Raw genomic sequence first — 21,907 nt, forward strand, 5'->3', positions numbered from 1 at the left:
GCCGACAAAGTACCAGAACGCGCCAGGAGGAAGGTTGAAACAGACCCCTGGTTGGAGCAGCGCAGCTCCCATCAGTGCCATTCCGAATATCATGGAAATGGCGCCAATCGCTGCTACGGTTTCCGCACTCGCATTTTCCACAGGTATGGACAATACGAACAGATAAAACAGATACCGTATGCTGGTGAGGACGTTCTCCGGCATTTTTGTCCAATTTGAATCTGAGCGGTTTGGCCCTATGCACACGAATTAGAAGATTTCAACCAGTGCGTTCAAACAACCGTCAGGCGAGAGGGTACGGCTTTACATCCGCCTGACTCCGTTCAAATTGCATCCATCGCTCAAGGGCCAGCACGTACCATAATTGGAGCGACGCTTCGCCCTGCTTTACTGCTGATTGAAACAATGCCGAGGAGGCGTGATGCCGAATCCACCCTTCTTTTTCTAAAATCGGCTCCCGCAAGCTTGCTTCCGCAAGCGGACGCCAGGGACCCACGATCCACCGATGCACGGGAATACCGAACCCCCGTTTCCTTCCTTTGGCGAGACGCGGGCCGATTCTTCGTCCGGCAACCTCGCGCAAGATCGCCTTCAGCCGCCACTGATGCAGTCTTACCGCATATGGCAACGAGGCGGCAAATTCCCACAAGCCCTGATCCAAGAAGGGTGATCTCGCTTCAAGTCCATAGTGCATCGTCGCTCCATCCACCTTTGTCAGATATTCTCCGACGAAGCGATTCCGATACTCGTAATCCAGAAAATGACCGACTAACGATCCGGCCGTCGACGGCACCCACGCGTCGTCACCGGCCACACCGTTCTCCAGGCGATCGCCGAGGATCTTCGATCCCATTACCGAACGTCCGTGAATCGTCGGACTTTCAGCGACATAGTCCAGGAACGTCGCTATCCGACGAAGTGGTCCGCCCCTCGGAACCAATGAGCCGTCTCTACACCACCATTTCCGGAGTGAGTACGGAATGATCGGCGCCAGTTTTCCAGCCAATACAACATGACGATGACGTGGATAGCCTAAAAACACATCATCCCCCCCATCACCCGTCAAGAGGACCTTCGATGATGCCGTCACACATTTAGAGACTTTGAGCATTCCCAGCGCCGATGAACAAGCAAACGGTTCGGCGAAAGCTGAGACTAGGTCATTGATGTCGTATTGGTCATCAGAACCCATCTCGAGTACCCGGTGATCGAGTCCCAGTGTTTCCGCGGTGCTTCTTGCGTCAGCGGTCTCATCCCAAGGGTCACCAGGTGTGCCAATCGTATAGGCAGTAATCCTCCTCCCGAGTTTCGTCGCGGCCCAACAAATCAAGGCAGAATCGATCCCTCCGCTGAGCAGAATTCCGATCGGAACATCCGCATGTAACCGCATCTCCACCGCCCTGAGGAGTTGCTCCTCAGCCGCCTCCACGGATTCCTCAAATGACAAGGATGCCGGCCTCACTGGAGGAGACGACCAGTATCTGCGGATCGCAACTTTTCCATCATCCCACTCCAAGATGGATGCAGGGGGCAATTTGCGCGCCTCCCGATATATCGAGTACTCATCGGAGATGAATCCAAGCTGCAAGTATTCCGCAATCGCCTGTTCATCCAGTTCATGGACGAACCCTGCCTGCCTGAGTGCGCGGACCGTTGAGGCGAAGGCGATCACGCTACCCTGTACGCTGAAGACAAGCGGCTTGACCCCAAGTCGATCTCGCACGAGGTACAGCTTCTGCAACCTGTTGTCCCAAAGCCCGAACGCAAACATCCCCCGCAGTCTCGTGACGAGCTTGTCAATTCCCCACCTCCGATAACCTTGGATCAACACCTCCGTGTCGGTGTTGCTCATGAAGGTATCCCCGTCAGACTCAAGCTCTTTCCGCAATTCAAGAAAATTGTAGATGGCCCCATTGAAGACCACGCCGACATTCCCATCGGATGAGCGCATCGGCTGTCTGCCTGCCTCGCTCAGATCAAAGATGGCCAATCGACGATGAGACAGGACCGCCTTGTCCCAAGCTTCGATTCCTTCTCCATCAGGCCCTCGTCGCGCAAGAGATTGCGCCATCCGTCCGACGGCTTCTCTGGCCATAGCCCTATCGAAGGTTCCGACGACTCCGGCTATTCCACACATACCAATCTACCTTCTAGTTTCTAACTCTCGTCCATCACTCCGGGACGTGACCATGACTTGACATCGCTTGACGCAACACGGCGTCAAGCTTTCTGCCAATCGTCACCCAAGAAAACGCTTCGACATTGTCGGATCTATGACGTTGTCCACGAATCACAGCTTTCAGATAGGATGCGATTCCACGAGAGTTGGTTGCCGTAAAACTTGTCACCAATCCTGTAGACGCAGTTACCGCGGTTGCATCACTCCCGCTAGGGGCAATGAGAAGCACTGGTGTTCCGAGTCCGATGGCCTCAAATATTTTTGCCGGCACCATCCCTGAAATGTCTGGTGAGACCTCCTCCTCAATGGAAACGATGGCTACGGCAAGACTAGCGCCCTTGACTGCCGACAGAGCTTCGTGTCTCGGAACTTTTCCGTGCAGCACAACCCGATCAGTCAGACCGAACCGAGCTGCCTGTTCGCGAACATGGCTCTCCTGCGCCCCATAGTAGTGGAAATACCATTCCTGACCCGTTTCGCTCGATAGCTGCTCATTCAAGCTCTTGAGCGCAGCCATGAACGGAGAGAGGATCCGACGTGGCGGATAGAAGTTCCCCGTGTACACAAAGGCGTGATGTCCGAAGTCGTACGGCTGAACGGCTGCCATTTCACTAGAGTCATACCCATTCGTCACGACATGACACTTCGCCCCAACACCATACCGTCGATCCAGATCCGCACCCCAGGAAGGCGACACAACCGTCACTGCGGCGGACCCTTGAAGCAATCTCGCCTCTTCACGGATGGTTGCCGGCCGCGGCGGGCGACGGGCGTGAGGATTTCCAGTCCAAGGATCGCGGTAGTCCAAGACATAGGGCCGGCGGAGCTGGTCTGAAAGATTTCTTGCCAGTCTGAACGCCACGAACGGCGACCCTGATGCAAGGATTACATCTACATCCTTCGCGCTCAGATCGGAACACTCTCGCTCCGCCTCCTTCACCCAACCTACATGTGGATCAACCCCTAGGCTTCGTGCAACTGTTCGGCAGATTCCTCCGCCAATCCATCCCACGTTCTGATCCCAGCATTTCATTCGACTGGGCACCAGACATCGCCATCGATGACCGGTCAAGATCCGATGGATGCCTTCGTCGTGCAACTCCCTCGCGAGTATCTCGCGGTCTTCAACGCTTTGCCATACCGAAGGATCTGGGGTAACCACTGTCACCTCCCATCCCAGCCTCGCCAGATGCCTTGCGATGTTCCCCGTACGAACGCAAGCAATCGCCTGCACCGGTGGAAAGTAACATGCCAAGAAGAGAAGCTTTGGGCGGGGTGCAGGTGGTATTGCTCGCACCCTTGATTGTGTTGAAGTTCCTGTTACCAACGCAGTCCTCTTCAGATGTCTCTACGCAAAGGTCCTGATCTCATCCGACCTGGTAATCCGGCGGCACACATGCGGACCAGGCTACGCTTTCACCATCCCTCCCCATTTTCGGGTGACCCTACAGAACCAACATTCGGCGATGGGATTACCCTGGCCGCGTTGATCGGCATATCCTGTGTACTCTAGCGGATTCTGGTCATAAAATACATATTTGCTCGTCAGGCGGAATCCCGACCAGCCGGTAGGACATTGTGCTATTTGTTTCTGCAGATCTCTCTGTAGGCCGAGGCCAAGGTCTCGGGATCCCTTGATGTCTTTGCCATCCCGAGATTACCGACCTGCAGGTCGTAACGAGAGCCATCGGGCGACCGCACAATCCCTTCCACGATCTTTGTCAATTCCGCATCATCACTGAACAGATAGCCGATATCGCCGTACCGGTCAAACATCGCCTCAAATATCGGTATTTTCCTCGCGATCACAGGCTTCCCCCAGGTGATGGCATCAAGGAGGACTCCACTGGCGGCCAGTGAATAATGTGCCGCTTCATGAGGCAGAATGACAAAATGAAGCAGCGAGACGTTTCGGATAAAGTCGGCGCGGCTCATCTTCGTGCTTACGGGTCTACTGGCAAGAGCATCGATCCCATCCATCGGCAAGCTGCCTTCATTGGTATGACCGATCGCGTGGAATTCGACTCGAGGCCCGTAATTTACCTTCACTTCGCCGGCCGTTTTCACAAAAAGCGGAAACCCTTTGGCCTTGTTCGCGAGCCCCAGAAATCCGAATCGGATCGGCTCACGCAAGCCCACCGGCTGGGATGCGGCTTCGTGGGGAGAAATTGGGTGCTCCAAGGTTTCAACATGACCCGCCAAGTGTGGGAGATTTCCGACCACAGTGTCTCGTATCGCTCTTTCCAGAACGAGGTACTGAAGGCCGGCATTTCCAGATAGCGTAAGGGCCGTCTTCATATCTTGGAGCCTTCGAATGGGACGCCTATACCGTTGACCGGCCACTCCGCTCAGCGCGTGGAGAACCATCTGCACGGGGACGTGGTTGGATCGGAACCATCGCACAACTTTTATGGCCAATACCGTTGACGGTTGTGCGGACGTCAGGACCAGCCGAGACATGGTCTCGTGGGTCATGCTGTTCAACGCAGACCGAAGGATATCGAGCTCGCATATCACGCGTCGCACATAGCCCATGCCCTTCGCTGGGGGACAAATGTGTTTCCACGAAATCGAGTCTGCGAAGGCATGTCCCACTTCCTTCTTGAGTTCTTCCACATGAACCGCTTCACCCCAAAAAGCCAGGTCTTCTTGCGGAAAAGCGGCCCTGATCGTTGCCAGCAATCCAGCGTTGAATGGAATGTGCGTGCGATTGAGGAAGGTTAACTCACACAGAAGAATCATCGTTTCATCCGCGATCGCTTGCGAGAACTACGGAATTGTCTTCTCCAGAGAGAAGGTTGTTGCATTCTGTAGCTCGGACATTCCACAATCGGCTCGGCTAGATGCGCTCCCAGTCCAAGTCCAGGCGCGCATCTCTCATCTGTTGTTCCAGCCAATATAATCGTTGAAATGTCAAAACAGATACTTCGACTCGACCGACGCCGGCCATTCCAGCCAATAATCGAGGAAGACAATGCTTTCTTGCCAATAATGTGAGTTGATTCTTGTCGCACATGACGACAGACAACCGCCTAGCCCAGGTTTTTGCACAGGCGGAGAAAGGAATCGATCGGCCCGCTTTGTGGAGCTCGCCCGCGTGCGGAATTTTCGATAGGGCGGGAAAGTGCCGTTCAAAAATCTTCTTGTAGACGGCCCGGTTGAAACACCTATAATCATGCGCCATCTTGTACTTGAGAAGAGGCCATGCGTAGAAGGGGACAACCGCCTCCGTCAATCCCAAATGTTGATTGAAGTTATTCGAGATGTAGAGCCGTTGCCTGTAATAAAAATCTGCCCACCCGAAAATCTTGCCGATACGCGATCCTTCTCGAACCGCCGCTTCCATCGGGGCGAGCGACCTCTCCCGCACTTGCTTGGCGATATCTCCCCTCAACATGTCGAAGGATATTCCCAGATGCTTGCGCTGGAGAATCCCGGCCAGATCCTCCTTCCACTCAGTCTCATATTTTCCAAGATACGTGTCCTTGGACCCTCGTATAAGACCATCGCCCATGAACCCGTGTAGCATGGGAGTTCCAGGGTCGACTTGAGCGACAAGATAGGTCAGGTTCTTGGAAAGAGGAAAACCATCGGGAGCAGCATGAAACACGTTCTCGTAGAGATCCCATTCGGAACCACGGCAAGGTATTCTTTTGTGAGCGGCGCCCACTGTTTCAGCCACTTGACGCGCCACGGCATCTTCTTGCTCTGTAACAGCCACTGTCGTACATTCAATGGGCTGTTTCACGACTGCAGACGCTAAGGCCAATAAATACCGACTATCGTATCCCCCGGAAAGAGCAAGGGCGACTCGAGGCTGGTCTTTCAAGAGAATCCCTGTGGTCGATGAGATAATCCGATGGAGATTCTCTACAGCCTGTTCTTCCGTAGGATGATCATCGCTTGACTCCCATTGAATATACGGAATCGTCTTGAAGCGTCCATTCTGGAATACACTAACCGCCCCGGCAGGCAACCGATGAAGCTCGCTGAACAAGGAGCCGTCGGTACAGTTATACCGATAGGCCAGCCAGGCACTGACCGCATCATAATCGACGTCGCCATTCACCAAGCCCGCCTTCAGAAGCGGCCAGACTTCACTCCCGAAGATCATCCGGTCCTTCGAATGGCCGATAAACATGGGCCTCACGCCCAGTGGATCAGCTACAAACGTCACACGTTGCTGCTTCGGCTCATCAATAATCGCGACAAAAGGGCCAAGAAGATCTCTGAACAGATCATAGCGCTGTTCCGTAATCACACCAACGCTCCACGCTGCGATCTTGGATTGAATCACCGTGGGGTGAACCGGTATTCCCCAGATATAGACTAAGGCTCCCGTCAGCGGACAATAGTGCGTCTGGAGGCGTGTATTGGGATAGGCCGCTACCTCCAACTGTCGAGGAGCTGTCTTCGGACATAGTGGTATCTCGACAGGAAGGGCTCCTTCCACTACGACCGGTGATACAGACAGATCTTTGGGAAGGATCTGGTAGCCGAATAGTTGATTCATGATGGATGTACAGCTTAGGTCGCTATGACGCCCGTCCCTCTTGCCCGGCGGTCTCTCTCGATCCGGCAGAGCGCTGCGTTGCCGCCACATCGAGCTGATCCGCATACAGTTTCGCCGTCTTATTGACGCAGAAACAGAAAAGTAGACCCTCCGCTTGCCGCCACATCGGCTTGAAACGGAATTCCCGCCCGATCAGCTTAGCGATCACCCGTTCAGCGTAATACACCACCGCGAAGCGTCGCTTCGACTTGACTAGCAGCATAGAATTCACCCAACGAACGGCCGGCCAAAGCCGTGTCTTGGATCTCGTCATAATCTTATGGTCTGCCAGATAGTCCAGGAATTGATCTCGGAGCACCTTGCCATATGGAATCGCCGGGTGACTGAAGATGACAACAGAGCCCTTCTTCGATTGGCCAAACATTTTCCTAGGAACTCCAGCCTCTTCGGCGATCCGCCTAGCAATGGGTTTATCGTACATGGTTCCCAATCGCCACGGATCCATTTCGGGCGACATCGTAATACTGTCGATCTCCTGTTCCCTCCTGACTGCCAAGTCCGGCAACGGTAGCTGGATAAAGCCGACGACCAAACGAACCTCGGCCATTCCCAACCCGCTCGAATCGCTTCTCTTCAACTGCGAATCTGCATCTCCACGTATTGTTCGCTTGACTGCCGGATCCCTCCAGACCGCGCCCCCTGTTCCGGTGAGCAACAGGCTAGGATTCGCGACATGATTCGCGATCTCCAAAAGATTCGCGTCTTGGTTATGGTGGAGGGCGCAGTAATATAAATACTCATGGTCGAATCCTTGGACAAACGCGCGTCGATCTATTCGAATGCAGTCGAGACCGAGGGACTCGCAGATCTGGCCGCCATCGTCATCCGGCGCCTTCCCGTCATCATCATGCGCCAGGTAACGGCTACTCTTCCCCTTCGAGATGGTAAAGACTTTATCCACTCCATACGTTGCGGCAATCGCATTGACCGCCGTGGAATCGAACCCTGACGACTGCGTCGACAGGATCTGGAGCGGCCGAGCGCGAGCGCTATCCCGCGCATTAGCAGCCATGAGCTTGTAGTTGTTCCGAAGATAGTTCTGGTAATCCTCAAAACACTTCAATCGGGGCGGCATGCTTTTTTCAGACTCCCGAATCCCTCCCTTCGAGACATCGAGGTTTCTATACATGAGACGCCTCAGCCAACCGCTGACCGTAGGGATGTCGCGCCGGTAGTCGTTGATGCCCTTCATGATTGAGTCACAAATCGCTGGATAGTCCGAACACCGAACATCGAGGGCATCCTTGATGTATCCCAAGATCAGTGGCAAAGAATTAGAGACAGTGAGGCGTGTATCATTCTCATGGTAGTAGAGGGAGTCGGTCGTGGATGCGGTTGTCACGAATCGGACCGAGTCGTCGCTGAGAATTCCGCCGGTTCCGAACACGCAGTCAGTTTCACCGAAACCCCCAGCTTGAAACGGACCGTTCCATACGCCTTCGATGAAAAAATTCTGCCGAACTTCTACCCAGGAACCGTGTAGCAGAATCACGGTGCCTCCTGCACGATCAACCTCCGCCACCCAGGCCAGGTTTGGCAACGAGGCATTGGCAAACGTCGTCAGTCGCATATGGCCGACCGCTTGTCTGAGCAATTAGCTGGCAGTAACAATCGAGTATCCAAAGGATCCATCTTCAACGCCGCGCCCCAATCCTCCTCTGCTTCACCTTTTACCTTTCGAGTTGTAACCGCGAGAACATCATTGTGCCAAGGTACGCGTAGGTGTTTCTGCGATCGGTTGCTTCTCAGGCAGGCTCTGGTCGTTTTGGTTCCGTAGACGGGCCATTCTACGAGCGATCCGCCTCCAGGTATTGAGGGGATTGAGCGCCAGTTCGACGGTCTCGAGCCATACTGCCCCGGCAAGTTTTCCATAGCTAAGCGAGGAGCCCAGTTTGCCCAATTCTTTTTTATGGAATTCCCAAAACCCTTTTTGCTTCTTATAGAACATCGAGTGGCGAGCCAAGAATTTGTAATACTGATTCCAACATTGCCTCGTACAGACCTCATATTCCTCTTCGCTGAGATAGGCCCGCCCATATGCAGACAAGTGTTCAAACCACCCCAGGTACCCGGTGCCGAACCGTTTGTGAAAGGACGTACTTTCTGCTTCCGCATGCTCACGCGTGAAAGTCAACACCTGGTGCACAAATCCATAGTCACGATCCCTGAGTATGTCAAGACAGGCCTCTATGTCGGTATGCAAGTTGGCCACGTTATAGAACGCGGAACGTTTTCTGACCTCATCGGCACAAATCAACATCGACGTCGGAGCCCCGAACACATAGGGCCCCCCGAGGAAGTAATTCCGGCCAAGCTCTCGCCCTGGAACGACCGTGCTCGGATAGGGCAATCCATCCCAGGAGACCTGTTGGTTTCGCAACCCGTATGAGCCGACAATCCCCACAGTCGGATGGGCCTCGGCCAGCTCGACCATCTGCCTTATGCAATCCGGAAATATCCAGTCATCTCCATGCACCACTTTGCAATACTTACTCTCCATTGAAATCTGCCGGTACGCAATATTCCCGTTCTGATCACAGCCGACGAACTCCGTGTTGTTATGCACGCGGATTCGTCGATCCCTTTCCGCATAGCGTTGAGCAATTTCGAGCGTCCGATCGGTGCTGCAGTTATTGACGATGCAATATTCCCAATTGTGATAAGTTTGGGCCAACACGCTTTCGATGCACGCTACTAGATATTTCTCCCCGTTATACACCGGCGTGAGCACGCTCACCAAAGGCTGCGACTCTGGCTTCATACGTTCCTCTTAGTAGGATACTTCGATCGTTGAGCCCATATTGAACAAGCCCTAAATAGAACAGTGGAGGGGAGCAGCTACGACTCACCGGCTGGCGTGAATGCCCTCGGAGTGTAACACGGTATTCCAATTCAACATCGGCCTTACCACGCCGGGAAGGTGTCCGGCAAAATCACCGCGTGCCGAGTCCCCCTCGCAACTGTCGATCACCATAAATGCGACGACCTGACGCTGGTAGAATTGCGAGACCTCTGGCTCTATGGTATCCAGACCCAGATCAACGAACATCGTCCCCTCAGCAAGATAATTGCCAGGGATCCAGGCCGTGCTTCGATACCACCCACACGGACGGACACGCCTCCGCCATGCGGGATCAAGATCAACCGAGTCAAAGAGACGCACGCCGTCCTCGTTGTACAAGGAAAAGGCTGACCTCATCTTATAGCCGGGCTTGAGTACCTCATACTCCATCTCAATTCCGATCGGTTTTCGGATATCGAGGTTTTCGGAACACTGGCCGTCCTCGGTACGGACTCGCACAGCCCGCAGCCTGACGACTTCGCCCCCTGGCGCTCTCAGTGGTTCCTTCCATTCTCGCACGCACATAGTCGCGAATTCCGAATGCAGATAGGCCTTGACGATCTCGTGAGAGGGCCCATCCCGGCATAGTTTCCCCTCCCCCAAGAGGATAACTCGCTGGCACAGCCTCGTGACGGATGGCATGTTATGACTCACGAAAAAGATGGTGCGCCCTTCTTTGGCCACCCCCTCCATTTTCCCCAAGCACTTCTTTTGGAAGGTGGCATCCCCCACCGCCAAGACCTCATCAATGATAAGCACTTCCGATTCCAAATGGGCCGCGACCGCAAACCCCAACCGCATGGCCATTCCGCTGGAATACCGTTTCACCGGCGTATCGATAAACTGCTCCACTTCGGCAAATGCCACGATTTCATCGAACTTGCGTGCGATCTCGGCTCGTTTCATTCCCAGGATGGTCCCGTTCAGGTAGATATTCTCTCGGCCGGTCAGCTCCCCGTGAAAGCCGGTTCCGACCTCCAGAAGTGCCGATACGCGGCCATCAATTTCTATCCGACCGCGAGTCGGTTCCGTAATACGTGACAGCATCTTGAGCAACGTACTTTTCCCCGCGCCGTTACGGCCGATAATTCCCACCATTTCCCCACGTTTCACTTCAAATGACACATTCTGCAGCGCCCAGAAGGTGTCCGCTGCCGGGGCTCGTTCGTCTTCTACGGAACCGGTGTTCCTCGACGGCGGGATACGACCGTTCGGTGCCCATATGGATTTCAGGCCAGACATCAGATGCTCGCGCAAGGTCTGATGCCCCCTCTCTCGAGCCCCGATTCGGTACTGTTTCGAAAGCTGATCAACACGAACCGCGATATCACTCATATCGATAGTATAACTTAATCGTTTGTTCTCTGAGCCGGTTGGACTTGTAATCCGACGTGATTCCTTGCTTCTTCCTCAAAGCACATCCGCAAATTGTCGCTCCATCTGCCTGAAATACACCAACCCTCCGATGATGACACAGAACAGCACAACGACACTCTCTATCATGACGACCGGATCTGGAGCCGTACGTCCCAGCAACGCCCAGCGAAATCCCTCAATGACTCCCACCATCGGATTCAGGCCATAGAGCCACCTCCACCGCTCAGGGACGAGGCTGACCGAATACACGATCGGCGTCGCATACATCCATATCTGCATGATAAAGGGGAGGGCGTGCCCCACATCTCTGTATTTGGCATTGAGGGCCGATGTAAATAGACTGATCCCCAGAGCCATCAACATTGCGAGTAGGATGAATCCCGGTAAAGTGATCACTTTCCAGGTGAGTGGGATTCCAGCATAGATGAGCAATCCGAATAGCAGGATCATTGATAGCGCAAAGTCAACAAGCGGCGATACCACCGTGGCAATGGGAAGCCATAACCGTGGGAAATAAATCTTGCTGACGATCCGTGCATTGGTGACGATACTTTCCCCCGAGCGCGCGACAGCTTGGGCGAAATAGGTCCAAGGGAGCAGAGCCGTCATCGCAAATGCTGGATACCACACCCCATCCGAAGGCAGTTTGGCCATTACTCCAAAGATCGCCGTAAAGATCAGCAGCGCGATCAGCGGCTGCAACATCACCCATGCCACGCCGATCGCCGTTTGCTTATAGCGGACCGTGATATCCCGCCAGACCAGAACATACCCTAACTCGCGGTATTCCCAGAGATCAGACCAGCCCATATCAAACAGACTGGTTCGCTTCTCGATGATGACTTTCCGTCTGGGTTGATTTATGGTCGCTTCTGCTTGAGCCATATGCATCCGTGGCTTGTCCCCTATTCACCTAGTCGAATCCGAGCGATTCCCCTAATGATTCCAACATTACCGTCAGCATAAATCCTACTTGATGGCGTGATACCTGGTACTCCAGTGCCGTTGTATCTGAGTTAATGTGTGTGAAGAGATAAAAGAGTTCTCCTTTGATGTTCCTCGTCAACATATACTCAAGCTTCGATCCTCCAGTGATACTCTGAAATTGAGAATCTGTATTGGGGAAAAATTGACTCAAGGAATACCCACCACTCCCGCTGACGCTGAGCCGCTCATAAATTCGATGTCTGATGCTCGCCCGCACAGAATTATTGATCCTCGCTCCACCCTGTAAAAAGAATGACGGTCTGGCTTCCCGTGCCAGCGTCAGATCGAGGACCGTGTCTCGCTCCGGTTTGGTTGTGACGCGAATCGAGCCAGACGGTAACGTCCGCCCAACTGGTTCGACAAACGTGACGCCTCCACGAACGGTGAACGTCCACTCCGGGAATACCTTCGTATAGTCACCTTCTAGCGTGATGAGATTGGCACTAAATGTTCTACCGCCTTCGGACCGCTCTTGGGTAAAGAAAGTCTGTCGATACAGGGCAGCGATGCTGTCGTTTCGCGTCAGCTGATAGCGAGGTCCTCCGGACCAGGTGTGACTCATCGTGTTAAAGAAGGTGGCCCCGGTTACATCCCCGCCTTCGGTGCTACTGGTCTGCCTCCGAAGGCCGAACGTGTATCCACCTTCCAAAGAAACATCTCGGGACAGAGGGTAGCTCCCATTGAAGGCTGTTGTGTTCAGAAGCCTGCTCCGCCGAAATGTTAGGAGGCCGCCCTCGAAGTCATCAACCGCCACCGATCTCCCAAAGGATTGCTCGGGGGAATATATGAAGTTCTCAGTGACGTTCAACTTCGCTCCTCTGACATACTGATCAACCCATCGATCCAAGCCGACAGTGCCTTTGACAATCGCGCCAAAAAAGTCCAAGCCCGTATTAGTCACATACTTGTTATAGTTTCCACCCACCTGCAGGTCAGCTTCAATATCACGACTGTCATGCCGCAGGGCTAGCCCCCCGTTCACAGTCGTCACAAAATCATGGAGCTGTGGGGCGTTCCCCTGTGCGTCCCTGAGGAGATCCTTTGGTCTACGCCATACATTGCTATCGTATCGTTCCCTCACCTGACCCCAGGGAACAATGTTCGTCTCCGCATAAACTGACACTGAGGGCAACGCCCCCCAGATAAGCACGACCGTAACTGCGAACCTAAACAATGGTCTGATCTTGAGCCATCTACAACACCACAATAGAGTCACCACATTCCTTTTCAGAAGCAGCTACAAACGGGTGCCGATCAGCCGATAACCAATCCACCCGCCTTATACCACATGCATGGATTTTGGAAAAACAGATCCAATAGTGTGTCGGATACCCTGCATGATTCCGTCACGGTACGACAACTGTATCGCCGGAGGTCAACACAATATTACCTGGTTCACCACGACCACTGACAAGATCATCATACCGCAGAGGAATATGGACTTCCTGGCGTTTGTGACCGGGGCTTTCAATGACCCGCACTACTTGCAACTTATTCTTACTCGCATAGGTTGTAAAGCCTCCGGCCATGGAAATCGCTTGGAGCACCGTGACATACGACTTGAGCTGATACTTTCCAGGCTTAGTGACCTCACCCAACACAAACACGGAATAGCTGTTGAGTTCCTTGACGTTTACCGACACAGAAGGATTCTGGATATAGCCTTTGAGACGCTCCGTAATCTGCGCGGACAGTGCCTCTGCCGTGAGGCCGGCTGCTTGCACGTCACCGATGATCGGCATAGACACGTATCCATCTGGCCGTATCAAGGTGATTCTAGACAAATCCGGATTCTTCCACACATTGATCTCAATCTGGTCTTCAGAACCCAAAAGGAATTCCGTGGGGACGTCGGATGCCTTGTATTCCCTCGACGTCACCGGTCCCCGACAACTAGCTTGGACAAGAACAGAGCACAACAAGAGCCCAATCGCCGATACTCTCATCACAGGCAGATACCACCTAGACACCCTTGTCCATCGTGCGCAATTGTCCACAGCAATCCTTTCCGGCATTCCCTACCGACCAGGGAAGACCACCATTGACTCGCTCGGCACCACAAGTGTATCTCCCGGCTTCAGTTCAAAATTATCCGTGATTCCGCTGCGAAGCACAATGTCATCGTAGCTCGCCGTGAACCGCTTCAACCCTGGGGCTGTATCCGTAAATCGAAAAATGACGATCTGGTTCCTTGCCGCCGTATCTTTGAATCCGCCTGCGATGGTAATCGCTTGCAGCAGCGTCGTTTTACTCTTCAGCGGATACTTGCCGGGATGAGCCACTTCACCGAGCAGGAAGATGTTGGAACTATTGACTTCCTTCAAGGTCACAGCCACAACCGGGTTCTGGACATATTCCTTGAGTTTATTCGTCATTTCTTCGGCCAATTTGTTGGGCGTTTTGCCGACGGCCATCACGTCGCGAATGATCGGCATTGAAAATCGCCCATCAGGACGTACTTGCACTTGTCGTGACAGATCTGGATTTCTCCAGACGGTAATATCCAGTACATCTTCGGCGCCGATCACATATTCACTGCTGACCGCATTCGATAGTTTATCCATCATCGCCTGACTAATCGCCTTCTCGGTCTGCATTGTTGTGGCAGGCAAAGAGGGGCTATCAGCCGGCAATTTACCGGCATCTGGCTTAACCAAGCTCGAATCACAGAGTCCAGAGCCTGAGCTTGCCAGCAGCACCAGCGAGATAATGAGAAACCGCAAGAGATACTTCATAGCTTCGGTTCCTTCTGTTAAGATCTTCACCTTACGTACGTTGGGCTCTACCGAACAGCCCTACGTTCAAATGGTACCTATTCTCCCAATCCGGCTTCGGCAATGAATTCGACAGGCCAGGACGTCGTTTCGTCAAAGACAGCGAGCTCGCTGTTCACGTATTCAAATACAAACCACTCCAAACTTTACCATCCCCCCCCTTTTCCACCAAGTCATGCCGGATCCGCTGATCTAGAAGGGATGGCAAACCTGTGAACCATGGAAAGGCCTTGGGGAGTGCCGATATCAACATATCGGCCTCTGGGAAATGTAACTCCTTCGACTTTCATCTTGGCCTTCACCGCTGCTTTCAATACGGCTCCCACCGGAATATCGCCTTGAGCATCGATCCTTCGATTTCCAACCACCCCAACCTTTTCTCCTTGTTTCACACGACGCAAGAACTGATGTAAGAACTCTGTAAACACGGGCGTCCACACGGCGCACAACCAAGCATATCCTAGCCGAGTCGTTCTCGGCTTCAGATAAATCTCGTGAACGCGAAAATCCTCGTCAATATCGACCATGTCCATGGCCTTGGGGTCATGGGCCGGGAAGAGGCCTAAGACAACATCACTCCCTGAATGATCAAGCCGAGCCAGGAGTCTAGCAAACACATCTGTCGGTCGAAAGAGGATGTCGGGAAAGCCAAATGCGATGATCTTGTCCTTTATGAACGAGTACGCTCGATCAATAGTATCCGGCGGCCCACTAGAGCCTTCAATTACAATGTACGCAAGATCCATATCAAGGAGTTGTCCATCACCCCAGTAGGCTGGAATATCCCACTTGCTTTTACCCAAGACGAAGTACGCCTTCCGAACCCCTGCAATTCTCATTTTCTCGAGCAGGTTGTGCGACACTACTTTGGGCCGCACTCCATCAGCCCCACCCAAGTTCCAAACACCGATGGGATATAACTCCTTGCTGCAGGGTAACGGCGCGATTCGATGTGCCCGACCTGCTGCAGGAATTAGCCCTACGAGGTCCCACGACGGATTCTTGTCATGCGAAGGTCTTCCCATCGTTCTCACGTTCTCAGCAATCAGCTATCGCGATGCCCGGAGTGAGGTTTCCCGGCATCTCGTCATTTCCCTCAGACTTTACATGATACTCGATGCAATGGAACCAGCACGGTTAAACGGCAAAGTACCCAGCGCCGTTAAGCACCTCAGGCCGGTCAAGCCCGGCGCTTGGCAGCGCTGTGAATTCCAGTTCGAACAACCAGCGCAATGCGGATCTCGACCTCCTTGCCTAGCCCAATGCACGGATACTATGACTAAGCCAAACCTGGAGCGGCATCATTTACCACGATAGAGATCAAAACAACCTATAGATCCGGCGGCTGCCACAACCATGGCAACATACGCAATTCCGTTCGTGGCGATATTGTGGGAAAGCTCAGAGCAGGGCCGTCTAGATCTAGGTCAGGTTCTCAGAGACCCAGCGGCTACACTTCATCTAAATCCTGGCGCCGACCTCTTTACCATCACCCAATTCGCACCGCGTTGCTCACGCTTTCCCTTTAAGTAAATCCCCAACCCGCTTACTTTGCAACACACAATCGTGCGTCATTAAATATCCCCATTCAGCAAAGCGGCCGACAGAGAACACTCCGTGAGAATCCAAGAATTGGTTGATCCGATCAAGCGCTGTCCGCCGATTGTGATCGTAGATTACATTCCCCCATGGCACAAAACGAACCTGCACCGAGATGACCACGTCCAGGCTTTCGAGCAGCCCCATTTCAATAAGTTCCAGCTGGACCCTGCGAGACACCTCATCGCGATCAGTCGGCAGCGGACGATAGTCCGACCCGTACACTTCCACCGAGATTCCGGTCTTCGACGCCGGAGCATTATTGGGAGAAAAATGTTCCATGATACTGATCCGGGTACTCAGTTTATCCTCGTCATAGACGTACATCCACTGCTCTTTTCGTTTAGCTGGATGATTGGCCGCCACCTCCACTAGATAAAAGTTTGTGCATCTTAGGATCGCAGCCGCATCTTTCACATCACGAGGAGCGTCTTCTACGCACTTAATCAAGGTGGGAAGCGGGATAGTTGAAACAAGGCGTTCATAACTGACGCTGGACTTATCAGAAAACAGCAGTTGTCGCTTAGACAAACTGACACCCACGAGCGTCTTATTGCTGTGAAGTCTTGCACCATCGGCAAACATATTACCGTAGGAGAGGAAGCCGCCATTGGATGGATACCGCCATTTGTTGACCCAGTATGTTTGACGGTTAAGAGGCCCCTTCGCTCCCTCACTCACATCCTCAATGCTCGGATAAAAGACACGTTTACCGATCCAGTCGACGCCTAAATTGATCGGGTCGGTAGTCCAATATTTCCTGGTATAGGCAGCGGGAAATGTTTCGGCAAACACTTGACCAAATGCCTGATACAGCCAGTCCTGGTAGTTGAGTGGTTTCGGTTGGGTTGCAAGCTGCGCACGCGATTCAAGAAAACTCTTCAAGCATTGAGAACGCAGTGGTTCAGGGACTTGGTAGAGACAGGATTGTGCAGGGTGTTGAATCCAGTGGCCGCGATAATAGTTACTCACGTACGTTTCATACTCTACATATTGGTCTTTTACACTTTTCGCAAACAGGCTCTTGACGTATTCGTTGTCCGTATACGACACATGAGGTCCATCATCCCATGTGAAGCCTTCGCGAACATCACTATAGATATGTCCACCGAAATAGGGCTTGGCCTCATAGATTTCACACCCCTCGTGCCCAACATGAAACGACGTGCATAAACCGGACAATCCAGCACCCAAAATCGTTACAGACTTCACGGACCTCTCCTTTGTTTAGCGATTCCTCTATAAACGAACTGGTCCCTGCATCACTAGCAATTGACCATCATACCGTTTTCTCTCTCAACAGACCAGCATCATGCAATGCATCCGCAGCTGTCTTAATCAAGTCAAATCGCAGCCCAGACTTCGTGGCAATATCAAACAACGTATGCACATTGTCTGACAGATTCAAAACCCACAGTAACGCCAACTCACTCTGATTCCTTTCCTGTTGACCCGCGATCGCCCGATAGAGCCCACGACGACCCAATTGCGGTTCGCATTTCGGGTTTTGATTCATATACGTTCGATTCCCTTCCAAGAGATCAAACACCCCTAGACATCTGGCATACGACCGTGCAAGGGAGTCCGGCTTCACAAAGCCCAGATCATCGGCAGAGGAGTGATACTCGGGATATTGGCCATGTGGGGTCCGCATGAAACATCCGACAGGCAGATCAAACCCAGGAGAACAATACTGCCGTTCATCATATCCATAGGGGAAAAAATCGATGATGGTATGGGGCTCCCCTGAATGCCTCAGCACATGTGCCATCGCCCGATCGATCTCCGCATTACCCTGACGGCTCTTCTTGTAGGTGATATTCCCCGCATCGCCTAACCCGGTTAAGACGAGCCCGTGTTTAATGCGAGACACCGTCTGTTCATTCTGAGCCAGCCAAGTAATGGACCCAATGGTTCCTGGAATAAAGAGAAACCGGTATGAATATCGTCTTGGGCGCGAAACCATCGTTTCCGCCAGCTTCACGGCCAACGTAAGGCCCGACAAATTATCGTTGCATAGAGCCGGATGGCATACATGACATGAGATGAGAACCTCATCCGACGTTTCACCTGGTAAATAGGCCTCGCCATAGGTGAGTGAACCGGCTTGAAGGCTCGAGTCGATGACAACCTCATATTCGTCATCGGCCAGTTGTTCAAGATCTGCGTGTCGTAGGCAGAAACCCCAGTCCTCCTTGTAATAGGAGGTTCGGTAAGGAATCCATTCAGGATGGTCAGGCAGGGTGAATAAGTGGGGTCTGAGGTCTGCTAATGGCATCTTCCTCCGGACGGGCGAACTGTAGCTCATCAGATGTAGATTGTGTGCATTAAAATCGATGACTCGCTTCCCCTCCCGGTTCATGACATAGGCATCGGCTACGTTCCACTCTAATGGAACCGTCCAATCAAACACCTTGGTTCCGCTAGGAACCTCCTTCATTTCAAGTGGAATACGCTTCTGGATTGCTCGAAAAGTTTCCCTGACTCCCTCACCGGTAATACTCCGACATATCGGATACAGCTCCGCCATGAAGCTATGCATCTCTTTGCCTAACTCTTCACCGCTTGATGCTTCATTGGGGTCAGAAAATGTCATAATGGCAATGCATTATCCTTGTGAAATGCTGGCCACGTTCGATCTTTCTCCGACATGACCAGGATGGGTTCAGGCCAGACAATCTTGAAAACAGGGTCATCCCAGCGAAATCCTCGCTCATTAGCAGGCGCATAGAACTCCGACATGTAGTACAACACTTGGCTGTCTTGTTCGAGTGTGAGAAACCCATGCGCACAATATTCCGGAACATAGACAGCCCGGTGATTGTCCGCCGAGAGCGTTATTCCGACATACTGACAGTACGTCGGTGATGCAGGTCGTAAGTCGACGATGACATCGTAGATGGCTCCAGCCGTGCAACGAACCAACCTCACTTCCGCATTTGTTTTAGAGTGAAGCCCGCGCATAGTGCCTTTCTGGCGGTTCACCGAAACACTTGACTGCACCCACCTGGCCGAAATCCCGTGCGCCTCAAACTCCCGTTGGCACCAGGTTCTCGCGAACATTCCCCGCTCATCTCGTACCGGCTCAGGATCGATCAAGAAGACATCTTTGAGGGCGGTTTCTGTGAAAATCATGAATGCACTTGGACTTCAGGGATTGGAACGACAAACTTTCCTCCCCACTCCCGGATGAAGCTCATCTGCTGCATGACTTCTTCCCGAATATTCCAGGGCAAAATCAGGAGATAGGCGGGGCGTGTGTCACGCACTCGTTCCGGCCCATAAATCGGAATATGCACGCCAGGGAGAAAGTGCCCTTGCTTATAGGGACTCCGGTCCACCGTGTAGTCGATGAGGTCCGTCCGAATCCCACAATAGTTGAGCAACGTGTTCCCCTTTGCAGGAGCCCCATACCCGACAACATGCTTACCTTCCTGTTTCGCAGAGATGAGAAAGGACAGTAACTTTCTCTTCGTCGTCTCCACTCGCGGACCAAAGGACAGATAGTGATTCAGCTGGCCGAATCCGGCAGTTTCTTCTCGCGACTTTAGCTCCTTTGCTCGCGCCTCTATAGGTTTGGACATATCGTCATGGTGGCACGCATAGATTCGCAGAGATCCACCATGAGTCGATAGCTCCTCAACATCAAATAGTTTCATTCCATGACGAGCAAACACCTGCTCGACCGCCAAGAACGAAAAATAGGAAAAATGTTCGTGATAGATCGTATCAAACTGATTCTGTTGCATCAGCTGCAACAAATGAGGGAATTCCATAGTAATTAGGCCCGTTGGTTTCAGCAGCACTTTAAGCCCGTTCACGAAATCATTCAGATCCGGGACATGGGCCAGCACATTGTTCCCAATGATCAAATCGGCAGCCCATCCGTCAGCAGCTACATCCCGGGCCGTATTCTCTCCGAAGAAGGCCACTTTCGTCTGAATCCCCTTCTTCTTCGCCACTTCAGCGATATTGGAAGCAGGCTCGACTCCCAACGCAGGGATGCCGCGTGACACGAAGTTCTGCAAAAGATATCCGTCGTTACTGGCAATCTCCACAACCTTGGAACTGCGATCCAATCCGAATCGGCCCACGATCATATCAACATAGGCTTTTGCGTGTGCCAGCCAGGAATCTGAAAATGACGAAAAATACGCGTAGTCTGAAAAAATATCGTGCGGCGTTGAGAATTGCTTCAACTGAACCAAGAAACATTTCTCGCACACATAGACATGCAACGGATAGAAGGGCTCCATATGATCCAACTGGTCTGACTTAATGTAGGAATTGGCCAGTGGAGACATACCAAGATCAACGAACGTATGCTCAAGCGTCGCACCGCAAGACCGACACCCTGATTGCCCCATGCTGATATGTCCTCCTAGCTATCAAAGGATGATGAGTCGTGCTCGATATGTGATGCGACAACAAACCGTGCTCTCACGCATTGCTTCGCTCTTTCCACACCAGGTTGTCTGTCAATTGCCCACTCTCCCGCAGTCGCTTTAATGTGACGAGTCGGATCAACCCACCCGTCCGGAACTCCTGGTCACCAAACTGCATGGCCCTGAGGCCATCATGGAGATCCTTCACCGCACTCTGAAGGTCAACCATTGGAAGAAATCCTTGCGCCAGCTTCGAGAACTTGTCAAAATTTACACGATATGAGCGTTTGTCTGGTTGTGCATCTTTATTGATCGAAACCTCGACGTTCGGCACAAGATTGGCTACAGCTGCCGCCAAATCCTTGACTTGATAATTCCATGCGTCGCTTCCCGCGTTGACGGTCAGAAAGGAACCGCCATCTCGAGAATCTCGCTGCACAGCCCAATCGATTGCTCTCGCCATATCTTTGACGTGAATCAAGGGGCGCCACGGTGTCCCATCACTCAGGATACTGATGCGTTTTGACGCAAGCGCACCAGCCACAAAATCATTCAACACAAGATCCAAGCGCAGCCGATCACTCATGCCGCACGCTGTTGCAAACCGAAGACAGGTCGCTGTAAAATTTTCTGACGCAAGCGATTCCAGGTCCTGCTCCGTCTGAACTTTTGATTTAGCATAGGCCGTAAGAGGATTCAGAGCATCCTCTTCCCGGCGAGGGCCACCTTCGGCAAATCCATACACACTGCAGCTCGATGCGAATATAAACTTCTTCACGCCTGCTCGCTTTGCTTTCCCGGCAAGATCGATACTCGCTCGGTGGTTTATATCAAGAGTAACCTTTTCAAACGTGGCGCCCATAGGATCGTTTGAGATGGCACAGAGATGCACGATAGCGTCGACCCCTTGTAGAATCTGCTCAGGAACCTGTCGGATATCCCCAAAGTGTTGCTGATCAGCCCGACTTTCAGGGAGTCGAGACGCACCCGTTAAACAATGCGCAAAGTAACCCGCATCGTAACCGATAAGCGTTGCTCGAGGGTGGGATTCTCGCAAACGACGCAGTACCAATGGCCCGACATAGCCCATGTTGCCTGTAACTAGGATCTTCATATCTCTACCCTCCGATCTTAACCACCCCTGTTTCGCCGAGGACATAACCTGAACTAGTTAAGTCCAGCACATGGACT

General features: G+C 52.6%; 17 protein-coding genes. All 17 read right to left on the reverse strand.

Annotated features, from left to right (window positions below):
- Positions 1-283: 283 nt before the first annotated feature.
- Positions 284-2,137: an asparagine synthase (glutamine-hydrolyzing) gene (asnB, locus tag E8D52_02125; GenBank protein TKB69877.1), complete on the reverse strand. Its 1,854-nt coding sequence runs from the start codon at positions 2,135-2,137 to the stop codon at positions 284-286.
- A 34-nt stretch (positions 2,138-2,171) separates the two neighbouring features.
- On the reverse strand, positions 2,172-3,341 hold the full coding sequence (locus E8D52_02130; GenBank protein TKB69878.1) for a glycosyltransferase family 4 protein: 1,170 nt from the start codon (positions 3,339-3,341) through the stop codon (positions 2,172-2,174).
- Between the two features lie 419 nt (positions 3,342-3,760).
- Positions 3,761-4,921 carry a hypothetical protein gene (locus E8D52_02135; GenBank protein ID TKB69879.1) on the reverse strand — a complete coding sequence of 387 codons (1,161 nt, stop codon included), beginning with the start codon at positions 4,919-4,921 and terminating at the stop codon, positions 3,761-3,763.
- Positions 4,922-5,018: 97 nt separating this feature from the next.
- Positions 5,019-6,797, reverse strand: a complete 1,779-nt coding sequence (locus E8D52_02140; GenBank protein ID TKB69880.1) for a hypothetical protein — start codon at positions 6,795-6,797, stop codon at positions 5,019-5,021.
- Complete coding sequence (locus E8D52_02145) at positions 6,715-8,322, reverse strand: hypothetical protein (protein TKB69881.1); 1,608 nt, start codon at positions 8,320-8,322, stop codon at positions 6,715-6,717. The genes E8D52_02140 and E8D52_02145 overlap by 83 nt, the downstream gene beginning before the upstream one ends.
- Before the next feature lie 129 nt (positions 8,323-8,451).
- Entirely contained in the window at positions 8,452-9,513 is a 1,062-nt protein-coding gene (locus E8D52_02150) for a glycosyltransferase family 2 protein (GenBank protein TKB69882.1), read from the reverse strand.
- Positions 9,514-9,597: 84 nt separating this feature from the next.
- A complete protein-coding gene (locus tag E8D52_02155) occupies positions 9,598-10,929 on the reverse strand; it encodes an ATP-binding cassette domain-containing protein (protein ID TKB69883.1) in 1,332 nt (443 codons plus the stop codon).
- A gap of 75 nt (positions 10,930-11,004) precedes the next feature.
- Positions 11,005-11,862: an ABC transporter permease gene (locus E8D52_02160; GenBank protein ID TKB69884.1), complete on the reverse strand. Its 858-nt coding sequence runs from the start codon at positions 11,860-11,862 to the stop codon at positions 11,005-11,007.
- Positions 11,863-11,884: 22 nt separating this feature from the next.
- On the reverse strand, positions 11,885-12,949 hold the full coding sequence (locus tag E8D52_02165) for a hypothetical protein (GenBank protein ID TKB69885.1): 1,065 nt from the start codon (positions 12,947-12,949) through the stop codon (positions 11,885-11,887).
- 355 nt (positions 12,950-13,304) lie between these two features.
- Positions 13,305-13,973, reverse strand: a complete 669-nt coding sequence (locus tag E8D52_02170; GenBank protein TKB69886.1) for a polysaccharide export protein — start codon at positions 13,971-13,973, stop codon at positions 13,305-13,307.
- A 3-nt stretch (positions 13,974-13,976) separates the two neighbouring features.
- Positions 13,977-14,693: a hypothetical protein gene (locus E8D52_02175; protein TKB69887.1), complete on the reverse strand. Its 717-nt coding sequence runs from the start codon at positions 14,691-14,693 to the stop codon at positions 13,977-13,979.
- A gap of 212 nt (positions 14,694-14,905) precedes the next feature.
- Complete coding sequence (locus tag E8D52_02180; GenBank protein TKB69888.1) at positions 14,906-15,757, reverse strand: dTDP-glucose pyrophosphorylase; 852 nt, start codon at positions 15,755-15,757, stop codon at positions 14,906-14,908.
- A 487-nt stretch (positions 15,758-16,244) separates the two neighbouring features.
- Positions 16,245-17,543, reverse strand: coding sequence for a hypothetical protein (locus E8D52_02185; protein ID TKB69889.1), 1,299 nt, complete (start codon positions 17,541-17,543; stop codon positions 16,245-16,247).
- Positions 17,544-17,610: 67 nt separating this feature from the next.
- Complete coding sequence (locus tag E8D52_02190; protein TKB70348.1) at positions 17,611-18,873, reverse strand: DUF4910 domain-containing protein; 1,263 nt, start codon at positions 18,871-18,873, stop codon at positions 17,611-17,613.
- Between the two features lie 50 nt (positions 18,874-18,923).
- Positions 18,924-19,466 (reverse strand): dTDP-4-dehydrorhamnose 3,5-epimerase, encoded by a 543-nt coding sequence (rfbC, locus tag E8D52_02195; protein ID TKB69890.1) that lies wholly within the window; start codon positions 19,464-19,466, stop codon positions 18,924-18,926.
- A complete protein-coding gene (locus E8D52_02200) occupies positions 19,463-20,698 on the reverse strand; it encodes a class I SAM-dependent methyltransferase (GenBank protein ID TKB69891.1) in 1,236 nt (411 codons plus the stop codon). The genes rfbC and E8D52_02200 overlap by 4 nt, the downstream gene beginning before the upstream one ends.
- Before the next feature lie 73 nt (positions 20,699-20,771).
- Positions 20,772-21,830 carry an SDR family oxidoreductase gene (locus tag E8D52_02205; protein TKB69892.1) on the reverse strand — a complete coding sequence of 353 codons (1,059 nt, stop codon included), beginning with the start codon at positions 21,828-21,830 and terminating at the stop codon, positions 20,772-20,774.
- Positions 21,831-21,907 lie beyond the last annotated feature (77 nt).

It is taken from the genome of Nitrospira sp. (genome assembly GCA_005116745.1).
In the GTDB taxonomy this organism is placed as follows: Bacteria; Nitrospirota; Nitrospiria; order Nitrospirales; family Nitrospiraceae; genus Nitrospira_D.